This window comes from Nocardia sp. MDA0666 (assembly GCF_003023875.1).
GTDB lineage: Bacteria > Actinomycetota > Actinomycetes > Mycobacteriales > Mycobacteriaceae > Nocardia > Nocardia aobensis.
Window position 1 is genome coordinate 22281 of record NZ_PYHT01000031.1, and the last position, 17160, is coordinate 39440.

The 17160-nt window shown below is 68.0% G+C and carries 15 protein-coding genes; 7 read left to right on the top strand and 8 right to left on the bottom strand.

Features of this window, described 5'->3' with window-relative positions; genetic code table 11:
- Positions 1-134: 134 nt before the first annotated feature.
- Genes C8258_RS29090 through C8258_RS29100 form a run of 3 tightly spaced genes read right to left on the bottom strand, consistent with a single transcriptional unit; the run spans position 135 to position 3454 of the window.
- On the bottom strand, positions 135-2372 hold the full coding sequence (locus C8258_RS29090; RefSeq protein WP_106957880.1) for a cation-translocating P-type ATPase: 2238 nt from the start codon (positions 2370-2372) through the stop codon (positions 135-137).
- Positions 2369-3247, bottom strand: coding sequence for a hypothetical protein (locus tag C8258_RS29095; RefSeq protein WP_106957881.1), 879 nt, complete (start codon positions 3245-3247; stop codon positions 2369-2371). The genes C8258_RS29090 and C8258_RS29095 overlap by 4 nt, the downstream gene beginning before the upstream one ends.
- Complete coding sequence (locus C8258_RS29100; protein ID WP_106957882.1) at positions 3248-3454, bottom strand: heavy-metal-associated domain-containing protein; 207 nt, start codon at positions 3452-3454, stop codon at positions 3248-3250.
- 284 nt (positions 3455-3738) lie between these two features.
- Between C8258_RS29100 and C8258_RS29105 the strand changes: the two genes are divergently transcribed.
- Positions 3739-4665, top strand: a complete 927-nt coding sequence (locus tag C8258_RS29105; protein ID WP_036505192.1) for a 4-(cytidine 5'-diphospho)-2-C-methyl-D-erythritol kinase — start codon at positions 3739-3741, stop codon at positions 4663-4665.
- Positions 4666-4783: 118 nt separating this feature from the next.
- On the opposite strand, the gene C8258_RS29110 is transcribed toward C8258_RS29105, so the two are convergent.
- A complete protein-coding gene (locus C8258_RS29110) occupies positions 4784-5737 on the bottom strand; it encodes an LLM class flavin-dependent oxidoreductase (RefSeq protein ID WP_233225418.1) in 954 nt (317 codons plus the stop codon).
- Positions 5738-6380: 643 nt separating this feature from the next.
- On the opposite strand from C8258_RS29110, the gene C8258_RS29115 reads away from it, so the two are divergent.
- Positions 6381-8183, top strand: a complete 1803-nt coding sequence (locus tag C8258_RS29115) for an ABC-F family ATP-binding cassette domain-containing protein (RefSeq protein ID WP_106957883.1) — start codon at positions 6381-6383, stop codon at positions 8181-8183.
- Between the two features lie 58 nt (positions 8184-8241).
- Here C8258_RS29115 and C8258_RS29120 read toward each other — a convergent pair whose 3' ends face one another.
- Complete coding sequence (locus C8258_RS29120) at positions 8242-9183, bottom strand: Abi-alpha family protein (protein WP_233225419.1); 942 nt, start codon at positions 9181-9183, stop codon at positions 8242-8244.
- Positions 9174-10496 carry a hypothetical protein gene (locus tag C8258_RS29125; protein WP_083871237.1) on the bottom strand — a complete coding sequence of 441 codons (1323 nt, stop codon included), beginning with the start codon at positions 10494-10496 and terminating at the stop codon, positions 9174-9176. The genes C8258_RS29120 and C8258_RS29125 overlap by 10 nt, the downstream gene beginning before the upstream one ends.
- Positions 10497-10915: 419 nt before the next feature.
- Here C8258_RS29125 and C8258_RS33420 point away from each other — a divergent pair, with 419 nt between their 5' ends.
- On the top strand, positions 10916-11788 hold the full coding sequence (locus tag C8258_RS33420) for a DUF4393 domain-containing protein (RefSeq protein ID WP_062995501.1): 873 nt from the start codon (positions 10916-10918) through the stop codon (positions 11786-11788).
- Positions 11789-11877: 89 nt separating this feature from the next.
- Entirely contained in the window at positions 11878-12438 is a 561-nt protein-coding gene (locus C8258_RS29135; protein ID WP_233225420.1) for a nuclear transport factor 2 family protein, read from the top strand.
- 18 nt (positions 12439-12456) lie between these two features.
- Here the strand turns inward: C8258_RS29135 and C8258_RS29140 are convergent, their stop codons facing one another.
- Positions 12457-14076 (bottom strand): peptide chain release factor 3, encoded by a 1620-nt coding sequence (locus tag C8258_RS29140; protein ID WP_106957884.1) that lies wholly within the window; start codon positions 14074-14076, stop codon positions 12457-12459.
- Between the two features lie 135 nt (positions 14077-14211).
- Complete coding sequence (locus tag C8258_RS29145; protein ID WP_106957885.1) at positions 14212-14766, bottom strand: TetR/AcrR family transcriptional regulator; 555 nt, start codon at positions 14764-14766, stop codon at positions 14212-14214.
- A gap of 235 nt (positions 14767-15001) precedes the next feature.
- On the opposite strand from C8258_RS29145, the gene C8258_RS29150 reads away from it, so the two are divergent.
- The 3 genes from C8258_RS29150 (at position 15002) to pth (ending at position 17156) form a co-directional block, all read left to right on the top strand.
- A complete protein-coding gene (locus C8258_RS29150; protein WP_106957886.1) occupies positions 15002-15664 on the top strand; it encodes a 1-acyl-sn-glycerol-3-phosphate acyltransferase in 663 nt (220 codons plus the stop codon).
- 282 nt (positions 15665-15946) lie between these two features.
- A complete protein-coding gene (locus C8258_RS29155) occupies positions 15947-16555 on the top strand; it encodes a 50S ribosomal protein L25/general stress protein Ctc (protein ID WP_106957887.1) in 609 nt (202 codons plus the stop codon).
- 22 nt (positions 16556-16577) lie between these two features.
- Positions 16578-17156, top strand: a complete 579-nt coding sequence (gene pth, locus C8258_RS29160; RefSeq protein WP_036505176.1) for an aminoacyl-tRNA hydrolase — start codon at positions 16578-16580, stop codon at positions 17154-17156.
- The last annotated feature ends 4 nt before the right edge of the window (positions 17157-17160 follow it).

Here is a 17160-nt window from a genome sequence, read left to right on the forward strand (position 1 = left end):
CTTGTCCTCGTGCGCGGCGTCGGGTGTCCGGTCGACGCGGCGGCGCATTCATCTCTTCGGACGGAAAGTATGGCGGACCGGCGCGGGAACGCCGAATGTCCCGTCCGACCGGACGGGACATTCGGCGGATTCGTTCAGCGGAAGCGCCGCAGGCGCAGGCTGTTGCTCACCACGAACACACTCGACAGTGCCATGGCCGCACCCGCGAGCATCGGGTTGAGCAGTCCGGCCGCGGCCAGCGGGATCGCCGCCACGTTGTAGCCGAAGGCCCAGAACAGGTTGCCCTTGATGGTGCGCAGGGTGGCCCGGGAGAGCCGGATGGCCGTGCCCACGGTCCGCAGATCGCCGCGGACCAGGGTGATGTCGCCGGCCTCGATCGCCACGTCGGTGCCGGTGCCCATCGCCAGACCCAGGTCGGCCTGGGCGAGAGCGGCCGCGTCGTTGACGCCGTCGCCGACCATCGCGACGACCTTGCCCTGATCCTGCAGGCGCTTCACCACGTCGAGCTTGTCGGCGGGCAGCACCTCGGCGATCACCTCGTCGATGCCGGCCTGATCGGCGACCGTGCGAGCCGTGGCGGCATTGTCACCGGTCAACAGCACCGGCGTCAGTCCCAGCGACCGCATATCCGCGATGGCTTCGGCGCTCGAGGCCTTGATCGCATCGGCGATGACCAGCACGCCGCGCGCCTGCCCGTCCCACGCCACCACGATCGCGGTGCGACCGGCGGACTCGGCCTCGGACTTGGCCTGCGCCAACGACTCCGGCAGCGTGATCGACCAGTCCGCGAGCAGTTCGGTGCGGCCGATCACGACCGCGCGCTCACCGACCAGGCCCTGCACGCCCTTACCGCCGTGGCTCACGAACTGCTGCACCGGCTCCTCGGTCAGACCCCGTTCGGCGGCGCCGCGGACCACGGCCCTTGCCACCGGATGTTCGGATCCGTGTTCCACCGCCGCGGCCACGGCCAGCAGCTCGTCGCGATCCTGGCCTTCGGCGGGGATCACCTCGGCCAGCGACATGGTGCCGGTGGTGACGGTGCCGGTCTTGTCCAGCACGACGGTGTCGATGCGCCGCGTCGATTCCAGCACCTGCGGACCCTTGATCAGGATGCCGAGTTGCGCGCCCCGGCCGGTGCCGACCAGCAGTGCGGTGGGCGTGGCCAGGCCGAGCGCGCACGGGCAGGCGATGATCAGCACCGCGACCGCCGCACCGAAGGCCACCGCCACCGCGGCGCCGCTGCCGAGCCAGAAGCCCAGCGTCACCACCGAAATCGCGATCACGATCGGCACGAACACCCCGGCGACCCGGTCGGCGAGGCGCTGCACGGGCGCCTTGCCGTTCTGCGCGTCCTCCACCAGTGCGGCCATCTGGGCCAGCTGGGTGTCGGCGCCGATGCGGGTGGCCCGCACGGTCAGTACACCGCCGGCGTTGACGGTCGCGCCGATCACGGAATCGCCCGGACCGACCTCGACCGGCACCGATTCGCCGGTCAGCATGCTCATGTCGACGGCCGAATTGCCGTCGGTGACCACGCCGTCGGTGGCGACCTTCTCACCCGGACGCACCAGGAACAGATCGCCGACCCGCAACTCCGACACCGGGATTCGATGTTCGGCGCCGTCGCGCAGCACCGCCACATCCTTGGAGCCGAGTTCCAGCAGCGCTCGCAGCGCCGAACCGGCGCGTTCCTTGGCCCGAGTCTCGAAATAACGCCCGGCCAGGATGAACACGATCACACCGGCCGCGACCTCGAAGTAGATATTCGACGCCGAGGCGGAGCGTTCGACCGCGAAACTGAAGCCGTGCTTCATTCCCGGCATCCCGGCATCGCCGAAGAACAGCGCGTACACCGACCACGAGTACGCCGCCAGGGTGCCCAGCGAGATGAGGGTGTCCATGGTGGCGGTGGCATGGCGCGCGTTGATCCAGGCGGCGCGATGGAACGCGGCGCCGCCCCAGAACACGACCGGCGTGGCCAGCGTCAGCGAAAGCCATTGCCAGTTCCGGAATTGCAGTGCCGGAATCATCGCCAGCGCGATGACCGGAAGCGCCAGTGCGAGGCTGACCAGAAGTCGATGCCGCAGCTGCCGCAACGGTGAATCGGTCGAAACCTCCTCGGCCGCAGCCGTTTCCGCGGGCCGGGTGTCGTGGACGGTGGCGGTGTAGCCGGTGTCGACGACACGTTCGATGAGCTGATCCGGCGTCACCGTTTCCGGGAAGCTGACCTTCGCCTTCTCGGTGGCGTAGTTGACCGTGGCCGTGACGCCTTCGATCCGGTTCAGCTTCTTCTCGATGCGTGCGGCGCACGAGGCGCAGGTCATCCCACCGATATCCAGCTCGACGGAGCGCTCTGTCGTGGGCGCGCTCATTGGTGACCTCCTCCGTGCTGTCCGTTGTGCTCGTTGTCGTGTTGCCCGTTCTGCTGCCCGGCTACCGCCTCGGTGGTGAATTCCGCCGTGTGCACGGCGCCGCCGTGGGCGAAGTCCAGGTAGAGCCGGAAGGCGCCGGCGCTGGGCGCTTGGGCATGGAAGGCGACCCGCGGCCCGGCGGGAGTCGAGCCGACCTCTCCTTCGGGATGAACATGAAGGTAGGACAGATCGTTCCCGCGCAGTGCGACCAGATGCCCGTAGGCACCCAGATAGGGTTGCAGATCGGTGACCGGCCGTCCGTCGCGGGTGACGGTGAATCCCACCTCGCCGCCGCCGGTCGACAGATCGCCGTCCAGGCGGACCTGGTAGCCGTCGACGGTGGTGGTGCGGGATACGGGCGGCAGGGGCCGATCGGCGGTCGCGCCGGCCACGGTGACCGTGCGGCTGAGCACCAGTTCATCCGGTGCGGTGGCGGGCCGGGAATCGGCGAAGATGCGGTAGGTGCCCGGCTGGGCCCACTGCCAATCGATCGACCAGGTGCCTGTGTCGTCGCGGACCGGGTGCACGTGCCGGTATTCGGTGGCATCGGAGCGGACCACGATCAGATGCAGGTCGCGCTCGTGCAGATCGGTGTACCGGGTGACCGGTGCGCCGTCGGGGCCGGTGATCCGGAATCGGAGGGTGCCGGGGGTTCGAGGTTCGGTAGGTGCGGCCACGTCGGAGAGGGTGTAACCCTCCTGAGTGGCCTGGAGTCCGGTGCCGTGCCCGGGGGCCGGCTCGGCCGGATCGCCCACCAGGGCGCCGATGCCGAGCGCGGCCCCGAACAACAGGACCAGTCCGCCGCCGAAGGCCGCGAACTTCAGTCTGTCGTTCATTCAGCTCGCCACCTGATATCCCGCCTCGTCGACGGCGGCGAGGACCTCGGCGTCCGTCAGCGGTGCGGCGGATTCGACCTGGACGCGGCCGGAGGCGAGGTCTACGTCGACACTGGTGACACCGTCGATCTTGCCGATCTCCTTCTGCACCGACGCCACGCAGTGGCCGCAGGTCATCCCGGTGACGGTGTAGGTGCTGGTAGCCATGATCGCTTCCTTCGCTCGCTCTTATACGGTGCGGGGGTATCCCCTGACATGACTGAACATACCCCCCACGGGTACCTGACGCAAGGGTGAGGGCGAGGAATTTCGGCCGCGGTGATGCGCATCTCCGCCGAAACCTGTCTGCCCTGGTGGCGGCCTGTCATCGGCCACTGATCCGGCGCCGCCGGTCCGCGGCAGCCGCCCGGCATCGGCGAGTTCCCGGCCGCGGGAGCCCCGCGTCGCGCGGCAAACCGACCGTTTGCCGCGCGGCCGGATAACCTAGCCCCGTGCTGTCTGTAGTACCCAGTTCCGTGGTTGTGCGCGCCCCCTCCAAGGTGAACCTTCATCTAGGGGTCGATGACCTGCGTAGCGACGGATACCACGAACTGACCACGGTGTTCCAGGCACTGTCGCTCGCCGACGACGTGCGGATCGCCCCGGCCGGATCGCTGGCCGTGAGCGTGCACGGGGAGGGTGCCGCCCAGGTGCCGACCGATCGCACGAATCTGGTGTGGCAGGCGGCGGTCCGGCTCGGACATCTGGCCGGCCGCGCTCCGCTGGTGGAGATCGAGATCGAGAAGGGTATTCCGGTTGCCGGGGGGATGGCCGGCGGCAGCGCGGATGCCGCCGCGACGCTGGTCGGACTCAACGAGTTGTGGAGTCTGGAGATGTCGCGCGACGAATTGGCCGATGTCGCGGCCGAACTCGGCAGCGATGTGCCCTTCGCCCTGCACGGCGGCACCGCACTGGGGCGCGGCCGTGGCGAGAAACTGCTTCCGGTATTGTCGCGCAACACCTTTCACTGGGTGCTGGCGCTGGCGAAGGAGGGGTTGTCGACGCCGAAGGTGTTCGGCGAACTGGACCGGCTGCGGGAGAACGGCGAACCGCCGCGCCTCGGCGATCCGCAGGAACTGTTGCAGGCTTTGGCCTCCGGCGACGCCACCCAGCTCGCACCCTTGCTCGGCAACGATCTGCAGGCCGCCGCCCTGTCGCTGAATCCGGCTCTGCGCCGCACCCTGCGGGCCGGCGTCGAGGCGGGCGCCCTCGCCGGAATCGTCTCCGGTTCGGGGCCCACCTGCGCCTTCCTGTGCGGTAGCGAAGCCGACGCGGTGGCGGTATCGGCCGAACTCTCCGGCGCGGGTGTGTGCCGCAGCGTCCGCATCGCGACCGGGCCGGTGCCGGGTGCGCGGGTACTAGCCGACGGGCGGCACTGACAGCCGATTTCGACCGCGCTCAGCGTTGCTCGGATGTCTCCACCGCCGACCTGACGGGCCGGCGCTGATCCGCGCGCGAGTGGCGTCGTTCGCCCCCGGCCCTACCCGATGACGTCCCTCAGCCGAGGGCGTCGGCGAGGCGGTCGACCTGTTCCGGGTCTCGCCCGTAGCAGTAGAAGATCACTTCGTCGGCGCCGAGATCGGCGAATTGTTTTGTGACCGTGCGGATCTGCTCCGGCGTGGTGAGCATGCCCTCGACCATGTTCGCGCCGTAGTCGCTGAAGGCGTAGTACGCCGACATGGCGGCGCGAGCGTCGTCGATGACGTGCTGCGGACCCAGGGCCACGTTGACCTGCGCGACGATGCGAGGCGCGCCCGGGCGATCGTATTCGCGCCAGAAGCGGTGCACGGTGTCGAACAGGCCCGGCGCCCACCAGGGTGCGGCGGCGGCGAGGAATCCGCCGCCCCAGCGCGCCACGCGTTCCAATGCGGCGGGCTGGAATCCGCCGAACAGCAACTCCGGGCCGCCGGGGGTCTGCGGCTGCGGGCCGATCGCGGCGCAGCTGTCGCTGTAGGGTTCACCGGACCAGAGCCTGCGCATCGTCGCGACCTGCTCGTCCAATCGCTTTCCGCGCGTGCGTAATTCGGTGCCGGACGCTTCATGGTCGTCGGCGCGGCCGCCGACACCGAGACCCAGTGTGAACCGGCCGCCCGAGAGCCGGTCGAGGGTGGCGGTTTGTTTCGCGAGCAGCGCGGTCTCGCGCAGCGGCGCGATGAGCACTTCGGTCTGCAATCGGATCCGCTGCGTCGCACCGGCCAGAAGGGCAAGTGCCACAAGGGGTTCCGGATTGTCGTAGACCAGCCGGTCGAGCAGTCCGAGGGTGGAGAACGGGCCCGATTCGGCCCGCTCGGCCCATTCGACGAGTGATTGTGGATCGGCGATCGGCAGCCCGATGCCGACCTCGACGCCGTGGGCCGCGCGCATCGCGTCCGGCAGCCCGGAACTCCTGGGGACACGGTCGTGCGACGTCGAAACGGACGACGAGGCGATGGCAGATGACGATTCGGTCATGAGAATCCTCCGAATGTGGGGTCGACAAATCAGCGCCGCCCACTCCGCGCCTCATGAGGCGGGGCTCCCGCACTACGGCCATACTTCTGGAGAACCCATTTGGATTGCCAGCAGACTACCTATGCCTCAACACGTTTCGCAACTGCGGTGCCTTCTGCGACGTCTTTCGCGACCGGCAGCGCCCTCCCGGTTGTCGCGACCACACGGCGCTGAGCCACTGCTGGCCACGACCGACCTCTGCGCGGCCGCGCCCCGCATCGACACTGCCCCAGAAAACGCCTGGACCCTATCCGCGCGACTTCTGGCGCTCGACCGACATCGCGCGGTCGTTGCACACGAGATGCTACTTCGAGCGCAGCCGAGGTGACCGGCTCCTCCGCGCGACCCGCGCCCGCGCGCCGATATGTCCTTCGGGCAGCGGAGACCGAGCGTGCCGGTGATCCGGTGGGGGAGATGTGGCTCGTCTTCGGGCCGTTCACCCGCGCCGGAAGGGTGCATCCTCGTGCCGTAATGTTCACGGGTGAAGCCGACGGGCGTGGTCCCGCCGCTGCGAAAGCGCAGCCGGCGCGCGCGACGCGGCCGGACCTGCGCCGAGCTCGTGGCACACCCGAAGGCCCCGCCGTACTCGGAGAGGACTGACCCCTTGGCGAATCTGATCAATCTGGAGCAGGTCGACAAGAGCTTCGGAATCACCCCGCTGCTGGACACGGTGTCCCTCGGCGTGCAGGAGGGTGAGCGGATCGGGGTCGTCGGTCTCAACGGAGGGGGCAAGACCACACTGCTCGAGGTGCTGACCGGGATCGAGCAGCCCGACAGCGGACGGGTGAGCCGCATCAACGGCCTGCGCATGGCGGTCGTGACCCAGCGCGGTGTGCTGCCGGAAGGGGCCACGGTCGGGGAGGTGGTACTGGCCGGGCTCGCCGAAGACGCGCGCACCGACGGTGTCGCCGAGCACGAGTGGGCCGCCAACCCGCGCATCCGCAGTGTGCTCGACGGTATCGGCATCGCGGATCTGGGGATGGACGCCTCGGTCGCGAATCTGTCCGGTGGCGAGCGCCGCCGGGTCGCGCTGGCCGCCGCGCTGGTGCGCGAACTGGATCTGCTGGTGCTCGACGAGCCCACCAACCACCTCGACGTCGAGGGCGTGCAGTGGCTGGCCGAACATCTGCTCGCGCGCCGCAGCGCACTGGTGGTGGTCACCCACGACCGCTGGTTCCTCGACACCGTCGCCACCCGCACGTGGGAAGTGGTGGGCGGCAAGGTCGAAAGCTACGAGGGCGGCTACAACGACTGGATCTTCGCCCGCGCCGAACGGGCCCGCCAGGCCGATGCCACCGAGGCGCGCCGGCGCAATCTGGCCCGGAAGGAATTGGCGTGGCTGCGACGCGGCCCGCAGGCCCGCACCTCGAAGCCCCGCTACCGGGTCGAGGCCGCCGAGGCGCTGATCGCCGATGTGCCGCCGCCGCGCGACACCGTGCAGCTGGCCTCCTTCGCGCGGAAACGCCTGGGCCGCGTCGTGATCGAACTCGAGGACGCCACGCTCACCACTCCCGACGGCCGCGAACTGGTGCGCGATCTGACCTGGCGGTTGGCGCCGGGTGAGCGCGTCGGCCTGGTGGGCGTGAACGGGTCGGGCAAGACCACCCTGTTGCGCGCTCTCGCCGGTGACGCGGAACCGGCCGCGGGTAAGCGAATTCAGGGCCAGACCGTCCGGATCGGCTGGCTGCGGCAGGAACTCGACGATCTGCCCACGAATATGCGGGTGCTGGAAGCGGTGGCCGAGGTCGCCGAGCGAACGATGCTGGGAGACAAGGAGATCAGCGCCGGGCAGCTCGCCGAGCGGCTCGGGTTCACCCCGGCCAAACAGCGCACTCCGGTCGGTGATCTGTCCGGCGGTGAGCGCCGCCGTCTGCAGCTGACCCGCATCCTGATGGGCGAGCCGAACGTGCTGCTGCTCGACGAGCCCACCAACGACCTCGATATCGACACCCTGCAGCAACTCGAGGATCTGCTCGACGGCTGGCCCGGCACTCTGGTCGTGATCTCCCACGACCGGTATCTGATCGAGCGCATCAGCGATTCCACCTGGGCCCTGTTCGGCGACGGCAAGCTCACCAACCTGCCCGGCGGCATCGAGGAATACCTGCGTCGTCGCGCGGCACTCGCCGACACCTCTCGGCGTCCCTCCGGAGCCTCGACTCAGGCCGAAACGTCCGCTCCCGCAACGGATTCCGCGGCCTATCGGGCGGCTCGTAAGGAGTTCGGCCGATTGGAGCGGGCGCTGGAGAAACTCACCGAACGGGAGGAGCGCCTGCACACCGCGCTGGCCGAAGCCGCCACCGACCCGGAGAAGCTGGTGAGCCTCGGCGCCGAACTGAAGCAGGTGCAGGCCGAGAAGGAATCGACCGAGATGCGCTGGCTCGAACTCGCCGAAGAGGTCGGCTGAGCGTATGTGGTGCGGTCGGCCCCGGGCGGGCCGACCCTCGCAGAACGTGTCCCAGTTTTCAGAGGGCGTGGCCCAGGGGCGGCACCGGCAGGCACGCACACGTGAAATCCGTGCCGAACGAGGTGAGCGCGATGCTGCGGTAGGCGACCTTGGTGCCGAATCCGCGCTTGAGCAACCGCCGCACCTCCGGCTGTGATTCCAGCAGCTGATAGCGGACCGGATTGTCCAGCTGATCGCCGTCGACGGTGATGAGTCCGAGGCGGCGCAGATTCGTCAGATAGGTGATCGCGCGGTCGGCGAAGCGCAGCGCCGCGGTCTCGCCGATCAGCGACATGCCGACCTCGATGCGCTGGGTGCCCGAACTCAGCGGCCGCCCGGTGCGGATGTCGAGCGCCGGCTGCGGCCCGTCGAGATACAGGAAGCGCAGGATCCGGGCCTCGTCGGGAGCCAGTTCGGCGAGGATGCGCGCGAAGGCCGGATGATCGCTGTCCTCGCAGTGCACATCGGCCGAGCGGCGCAGCAGTTCGGCGCCGCGATCGCGCAGGCTCGGCGCCGTCGGGGCGGGGGCGCCGCCGGAGGTGGCATCGATGCCGAGTGCGCGCCGCAGCGAGTCGCGAACCTGCTCACCGGCCTCGGAGAGCACATGCCGCGGCGGCTGCCCGGACATACTGCCGCGCACCACCGTGGCCGTCACGCCGACCGCGGTGCCCAGGCTCCAGGCCGCGGCCTCGCTGACGGCGGACAGCGCCACCCGCACCACACCAGACGTGGTGCGCACGGGACCGGCCCAGCCCGGGCGGGCATCCTCGGGCAGCATCAATTCGGCCGACCGGCGTGCGACGAGGTCGGTGGTGCGGGCGTCCGGTTCCGGGGAGACCGTCTCGATTTCGGTCGCACCGGTACCGGCCGCGACGTCGCCGGACTCGGCGACCACCTCGGCGTATTCGATCGAAAACTCGGCGCCGTCACCGTTTTCCGGTGCGGATCCGCTCACAGCCATACGTTCGCTACTTCCGTTCCGAAGATCAGAAGATGAGCGTAACCGGCGATGAGCCCCAGCACACCGCCATGGACGAACAAAAGCCACTCGTCCTGTTTGATCGCCGCGCGCAACATGTCGACGAAGTCCGGCGGCTTCAGCGCCGCCATCTGTTTGGCGATGTACTGGCTGACCTGCCGGCTCTGCTGGGCGTTGAACCCGGGATCGGCGAAGGCGGCCGGCGCCAGCGATTTGGCCTCGTCGGTGAAGCGGGTCTGCAGGGTCGCGTAGTCCCGGCTGCCGATCATGAACTTCAGCGCCCCGCGCATCGGCCCGAGCGCGCGGTCGGTGGCCGGGCGCAGGGTGTCCTCGAGGACCTGCATGGTGCGGTCCGAGCGCGGCCCGTTCAGCAGCTCGTCACCGACGTTGGCGATCGTGATGATCTGGGTGGCCACCAATTCGGCGTAGCCCTCCGTGATTTCGGGTTGCCGCTTGATCAGCAAGCCCTGCCGCCACGGGCACCACCACTTCGGATAGGCGGGCTCGAAGATCATGTTGAGCCCGATCCAGTTGACCACCCAGCCGATGATCACACCGCCGACCGGCAGCACCACCAGCGGCGACCAATGCGTCAGATGCAGCACCGCGACCAGCACCAGACCCATCGGCGCGCCGAAATAGAAGCCGAAGTTCTGCATGAACCGCAACTCCTTGGCGCCCAGCACCTGAAAAACGGTGTTGAGCAACTGCGGCCGCGACTGGAAATACCGGATCACCATCTGTTTGACATCGAGCAGTTGTTCGATGTTCGACCCGAGTTCGTCGGTCAGTTCCTTGAGGATCTCGGGAAGTTGTTCCCGGACCCGCTCGTGCACCAACTCCCGGACCTGCGCGGGCAGGTTGTACCAGAGCTGCGGATGTTCGCGGCGGGCAATCTCCTCCACGATGTCGCGGATCTGCGATTGCGCCATATCGGTCAGATGCGCGGCCAGTTCATCGGGCTCGAGTTCGCGATAGAAGTCGGCGACGCTACCCAGTTTCGAGAGTCCTTTGTCGACCGCGATCGAGGCCATCTTGTCCGCGCGCGAGGGCACGATTCCCTGCCAGCCCATGCGCCCGTCGTACTGCAGCAACGGCAGCACCTGAATGCGCTTGGGAAGATAGGGGAACAACCATTTCAGACCCGGTACCCGAAACCCGTGAAAGCGTAGCGGCTTGAACAGCATCAGGATGCCGGTCCAGTTGGTGATATAGCCGATGACACCCGTGAAGAGGGGGATCGTGATCAGTTCCAGCAAAATCGTCGGGTGAAAACCCAGCAAACTATCCAGCACGACACCCTCCTGCCGACCCCTTACCGGTGACCGCCGTCACACCGGCACTACAACGTACCCCGTCGGCCAGGCGAACCTTACTGTGAATTCCGGAAACGGGTCCAATTGGCGACTGTAGCGACGCGGCCGGAGGCGGGAGCTTGCGTAACCACGGAGGCCGCCGCGGAAGTCGCGATCCAATTCGGGTGGGAATGCTGGTACGCGGTAGCGTATGGCGGAGACTTCGATCACATGGCGTGATCGGAATGTCGCACCGGACAGCGGCAGCCGCAAGAATGACCGGAACCACATTCATGCCGCTATCGCTGGGCGGGTGTCGGCGCTCATGGCCGAGAGCCGCCGAACATGGCCGGTGGCCTTCGGGGTGCGGTAAGAATATGTGAGCGGACTCGTTCACCTGGCGATATTCGGAGAATGACGTGACAGACGACAGGACCGGACAGGATGTGGTCCGACCCGGTTCCCGCGCTGTGGAACGCAGCTCGGACGTGGAGAAGCGGCAGATCAGCAACGAAGCCCGCATGATCCGCGGCGTCTTCCGGGCTGCCGGCCTGGCTGCCGGGACCGCGGTCCGCGGCGGCCAGTGGGCGGTCGGCACCGGCCTCGAGGTCACCAAGCAGATCGCCCAGGCCGCGCTCGACGGTGAATCCTCCACCGAGATCGCCGAACGCACCGGAGCCGCACTGCAGTCCGTCGCCCGCAGCGTCCTCGGCGTCACCGAGGGTTCGGTGCGCGAGATCGTCAGCTACGTCCCCACCAACGGCCAGGCGCCCGGCCCGTCGGCCGGCGGGCTGGTCCGCTCGTCGACCCTGGTCGATCTGCGCCGCCGCGGCGACAATCTCCTCGCGCGCTCGGCCGACGTGTACTTCACCGAGGAAGTGCATCCGGCCTACGACCGCATCCTCGATCAGCTGTCCTCGGACGAGGCGCGGATTCTGCGGTTCATGGCCATCAACGGGCCACAGCCCTCGGTCGACGTGCGCACCAACCGGCCGCTGGGGATCGGTTCCGAGCTGGTCGCGGGAGATCTGACCTCGGTCCCGGAGCAGGCCGGCGTGCGGTATCCGGACCGGTCGCGGCTGTATTTGATCAATCTGAACCGGCTCGGTCTGCTGACCACCTCCGACGATCCGGTGGTGCTGAGCCGTTATATGGTGCTCGAGGTGCAGCCGATCGTGGAATCGGCGCTCAAGCAAGCCGGCCGGGTGCCCAAGATCGTGCGAAAGAGCTTGCGCCTCACCGAATTCGGCGAGGACTTCTGCAAGACCTGCTTCACCATCAACGGGTCCTGACCTGCGACTGCCGGTCAACGGTGTGTAGCGATCCGATACCTATTTTCCGATCTGCGCAGATTCGCCGGATCCGGTGGGATTGTTGAGGTATGGATTCCGATGCCGTCTCCGCGATCAGCCGGCTGAAGTTCCGGTACCTGAGAGCGCTCGACACCAAATCGTGGGAAGACTTCGCCGACACGATGATCCCGGAGGCGACGGCGACCTACAGCGAGTACCTGCAGTTCGAGTCGCGTGATGCGTTCCTGGCGTTCATGCGCAATACCCTCGGGCCCCACGTCATCACCGAACATCGGTGCGACCATCCCGAGATCGATATCGACGGCGATGCGGCGACCGGCACCTGGTACCTGGCCGACACCGTACTCATCCCCGGTCACAACATGCTGCTGCGCGGGGCGGCGTTCTACAACGACCGGTATGTGCGCTGCGACGACGGCCAGTGGCGTATCGCCCACACCGGCTACGAGCGGACCTACGAGGTCGTGCTGTCGCTGTCGGACCTGCCGAGTCTGCGCCTGACCGCCAGCCGGTGGGGTGTGATCACCGGGGAGACGGGTTCGGTGCCCGATATCCCGGCCGTGGTGTCGAATATCGAGGACACTCCGGGCGGGCCGGTCGAGGAAGAACCGGACGAGGCGATCGGGTAATCGCCTCCGGCCGACCCGTCAGTCCGCGGTCGCGACGAGCGGTTCCAGCGTCAGTTCCGGCATTTCCTTCTCGATGTACTGCAGCCGCCACTTGTCGCTGAACAGGGCCAGGATGACGCCGTCGCTGCGGGTGAAGACCTCGACCCCGCGCTGGCGGTCCAGCTCCGTCGACGAGGCGGCGTCGGTGCGCCGGGCCAGCTGATAGGGCAGGAAGTCCAGCTGCGTTTCGACGTTGAATTCGGCCTGCATGCGGGCGGTGACCACCTCGAACTGCATCGGTCCGACCGCCGCGAGGACAGGGGAGGCGTCGCCGCGCAGGTCGTTGCGCAGCACCTGCACCACGCCCTCGGAGTCGAGTTGATCGATGGCCTTGCGGAACTGCTTGTACTTGCCCGCGCTGCGCGCGCGCAGGGTGGCGAAATGTTCCGGCGCGAAGGACGGAATCGGCGGGAACTCCACCTTCTTGTCCACGAACAGCGTGTGGCCCGGAGCGAGCGCGGTCGCGTTGACCAGACCGACCACATCGCCCGGATAGGCGGTGTCGACGGTGGCGCGCTCGCGGCCGAAGACGGTGAGCGCGTATTTGGTCGCGAACGGGCGTCCGGTCTGAGCGTGCGTGACGACCATGCCGCGCTCGAATTCCCCGGAAACGATGCGCATGAACGCCAGCCGGTCGCGATGCGCGGCGTCCATACCCGCCTGCACCTTGAACACGACCGCGCTGAACGGGTCGGCCGGCTCCCGCGGCGAGCCGTCGACGTCGGCCCGGGAACCGGGCGGCGGGGCCAGCGCCACCAGCGTGTCGAGCAGTTGCCGCACGCCGAAGTTCAGCATCGCCGAGGCATAGATGACCGGCGAGGTCTGCCCGGCGAGGAACAGTTCCTGATCGTGGTCCTGGCCGGTGGCCGAGAGCAGTTCGCTCTCCTCGGCCGCGGTCTCCCACGGTTCGCCTTCGCGGGTGGCGGCCTGGTCGGGCGTGTACGACTCCTCCGGCGCGATGGTCGCGCCACCCGCGGTCCGGGTGAAGTGGATGTATTCGGTGGCGGCGCCCTCGGGACCGCGGCGCAGCAGCCCGCGGAAATCGCCCGCGATGCCGACCGGCAGGAACAGCGGCGTGGGGGTCAGGCCGATCCGCTCGCTGATCTCGTCGAGCAGTTCCAGCGGCGCCCGTCCGGGACGGTCCCACTTGTTGATCACGGTGATCACCGGGATGCCGCGGTGGCGGCACACCTGGAACAGTTTGAGCGTCTGCGGCTCCAGGCCCTTGGCGGCGTCGATGAGCATGACCGCGGCGTCGACGGCCGTCAGCACCCGGTAGGTGTCCTCGGAGAAATCGGAGTGGCCGGGCGTGTCGACCAGATTGATCACGCATTCGCCGTATTCGAACTGCAGCGCCGTCGAGCTGACGGAAATACCGCGCGCCTTCTCCATTTCCATCCAGTCGGAAACGGTGGATTTCCGGCCGGATTTCCCGTGAATGGCGCCGGCCTCGGAAATCATCTTCGCGTGCAGGGCCAGGGCCTCGGTCAGCGTCGATTTGCCCGCGTCCGGATGCGAGATCACCGCGAAGGTGCGCCGCCGTTCCGCCTCCTGCGCCACCCGCCCGGATGTGGTCGTGCTGGCTGAGGGGGAATTCACCGATCGGCTCCTCTTCGCGGGACAGGGCAAAGCATCAGAATACGTGAGTGAGCGGCTTCGGCTCGCACCGGGGACAGCGGCGGTTCAGGGAAACTGCCGGTCAGGATGGGTGCGCAGGCCCCGTTGCGGTCTCGATCAGTCGGAGAGGTGTTGGGCAATTGTGCGCAGCACGAGCCGGTCCAAGTCGACGCCCGGCGCGATCAGTTCCACACTCCGGTTCGCCACGAGGGTGGCGATGCCGTGCAGATTCGTCCACAGTCCGAAGGCGCGTTCTTCCGCACGGTCACGCACGCAGTTCGCGACCAGCTCCGCCCAGGTCCGATAGATCGGAATCGTCTTGCGGCGCAGGTTCTCTCCCGAGCCTTGCAGCAGATCGTGGCGGAACATGAGGGTGAACATCTCGGGCCGCCGTGCCGCGAAGTCGATGTATTCACCGGCCATCCGGTCGATTCGCACCCGCGGGATCTCGCTCTCGTGTGCTGCGAAACGCTCACTCAGATCTGCGAATCCGTGCACCGCGACGGCGGCCAGCAGGGCGTTGTGGGTCGGGAAGTACCGCCGCGGCGCGCCGTGCGACACCCCCGCCTCCCGGGCGATGGCCCGCAATCCGAGCTGTGCGGCACCGACCTCCTCCAGCAACCCCACACCCGCACTCACCAGCCGTTCCCGCACCGGTTCGTCCACACCCATGCCGCACATTGTCGCGTGCGGGTACCGCGTCCGTTCGGCAGCGGTGCCGGTCGCATGGCGATTCGTGATTCGCGGGCGGGTGCGTGGGTCGAGTGACGGGTCCACGGCACGGCACCGCTCACCGGGGCTCGCCTCCCCCTGAACGGAGTGTGACGAGTAGCAAGGTGACCGCGTAGACATTGTCTACTAGACTTCGGGTAGATAGTGTCTACGATCCGGCCCTCGGAGGGTGTGTATGTGGTATCGGCTTTTGAAGTTCGTCCTGATCGGACCGGTGCTGCGGATCCTGGGGCGGCCGAAAGTCGAAGGGCTGCATCATGTTCCGAAGGACGGTCCGGTGATCATCGCGGCGAATCATCTGGCCGCGATCGACTCCCTCTATCTGGCGCTCGTGCTGCCGAGGCGGATCACCTTTCTCGCCAAGAGTCAGTATTTCGACGAGCCGGGGTGGCGCGGGCGGATCAATCGCTGGGTGATGACGGCGACCGGACAGGTGCGCGTCGATCGCTCCGGTGGTTCCGCATCGGCGGATGCCCTCGCCGCGGCGGTCGGGATTCTGGAGTCGGGCGGGGTGTGGGGCATTCACCCGGAAGGGACCCGCTCGCCGGACGGCCGGGTCTATCGCGGCCGCACCGGGGTGATCCGGGTGGCGATGCAGACCGGAGCGCCGGTCGTGCCGGTGGCGCTGAACGGCACCGATCGGGTGAATCGGCGTGGGCGGCGGCTACTGCGTTTCGGCAAGGTTCGCATCGTCTTCGGTGCGCCTCGCACCTTCCTTCCGGTCGATCGGGACGCGGTCCGCACCGCGACCGACGACCTCATGGTGGAATTGGCGATGCGTTCGGGCCGCCGCTACGTGGATTGCTACGCGGCGCACTTCCGCGCCGAATCCGCCTGAACCGGCCCGGGGCCGAGGGTGCGGGAGTTTGCCCGTCCGGCGTGCATTACCGCATCGGGGTGCTGCGCGGAAGCGATTTCCGCTACATGCTATTGTTCTCAGGTTGTCTCGGCGAGGGTGTCGCACCCAGTGCACACCGTGATCGACGCGGCTCGGCTTCCGGCCGTTGTCGTGCGGTCATCGCCCGACGAGCAGACCCTTTCGTCAGGGCCGTCCGAATTCAGGACAGTACCTGGCCAGCACACCGTCCGCCCCGGAAAGCCGTAGGAGAGTATTTCAGTCATGTCCGACGTCAGCGTTCTCGCAGCTCAGACCCGCACCGAATTCGGCAAGGGCGCCGCGCGCCGCACCCGTCGCGACGGCAACGTTCCCGCCGTCCTGTACGGCCACGGCGAGTCGCCGAAGCACCTGGCCGTCAACGCCCAGGCCTTCGCCGCGATCCTGCGTGAGCACGGCACCAACGCCGTCCTGAACCTGGAGATCGACGGCAAGAAGCAGCTGGCCATGACCAAGTCCGTGGTCGTGCACCCGATCCGCCGCTACATCGAGCACGCCGACCTGCTGATCGTCAAGCGTGGCGAGAAGGTCGTCGTCGACGTGCCGGTCGCACTGGCCGGCGACGCGGGCCCGGGCACCCTGGTCACCCAGGAGGCCACCACCGTGTCGATCGAGGTCGACGCGCTGAACGTTCCCGAATCCATCGAGGTCTCGATCGAGGGCGCCGAGGCCGGCACCCAGATCACCGCCGGTCAGGTCGAGCTGCCGAAGGGCGCCGCCCTGTCCGGTGACCCGGAGGCGCTGATCGTCAACATCATCGTCGCTCCGGCCGCCGAGGCCGTCGAGGCCGAGGGTGAAGGCGAGGCCGAGGGCGAGGCCGAGAGCGCCGAATAATTCGGTCGTGCAACGGGTTTCGATGACGGAATCTACTGCCCCCGCGCTCGTGGTGGGGCTGGGTAATCCCGGGCCCGAATACGAGCGCACCAGGCACAATGCCGGTTTCCTGGTCGCCGATGTGCTCGCCGAGCGCATCGGCGGCCGGTTCACCGTGCACAAGAAGTCGGGCGCCGACCTCGTCGAGGCCCGGCTCGACGGGCGCAAGGTGCTGCTGGCCAAGCCGCGCACCTATATGAATCTGTCCGGCCGCCCGGTCGCGGCGCTGGCCCGGTTCTTCTCGGTCCCGCCCACCGAGGTCATCGTCGTGCACGACGAACTGGATCTGCCGTTCGGCAGCATCCGGCTCAAACGTGGCGGCGGTGAAGGTGGTCACAACGGGCTGCGTTCGATTTCGAATGCCCTGTCCACCAAGGACTATCTGCGGGTGCGGTTCGGTGTGGGCCGTCCGCCCGGCCGGCAGGATCCGGCCGATTTCGTGCTCAAACCGTTCTCCGCGCCCGAACGCAAAGAGGTTCCGGTGCTGGTCGAACAGACCGCCGACGCGGTGGAGTTGCTGCTGCGCGTGGGTCTGGAAACCGCCCAGAACCAACTGCACTGAGCGA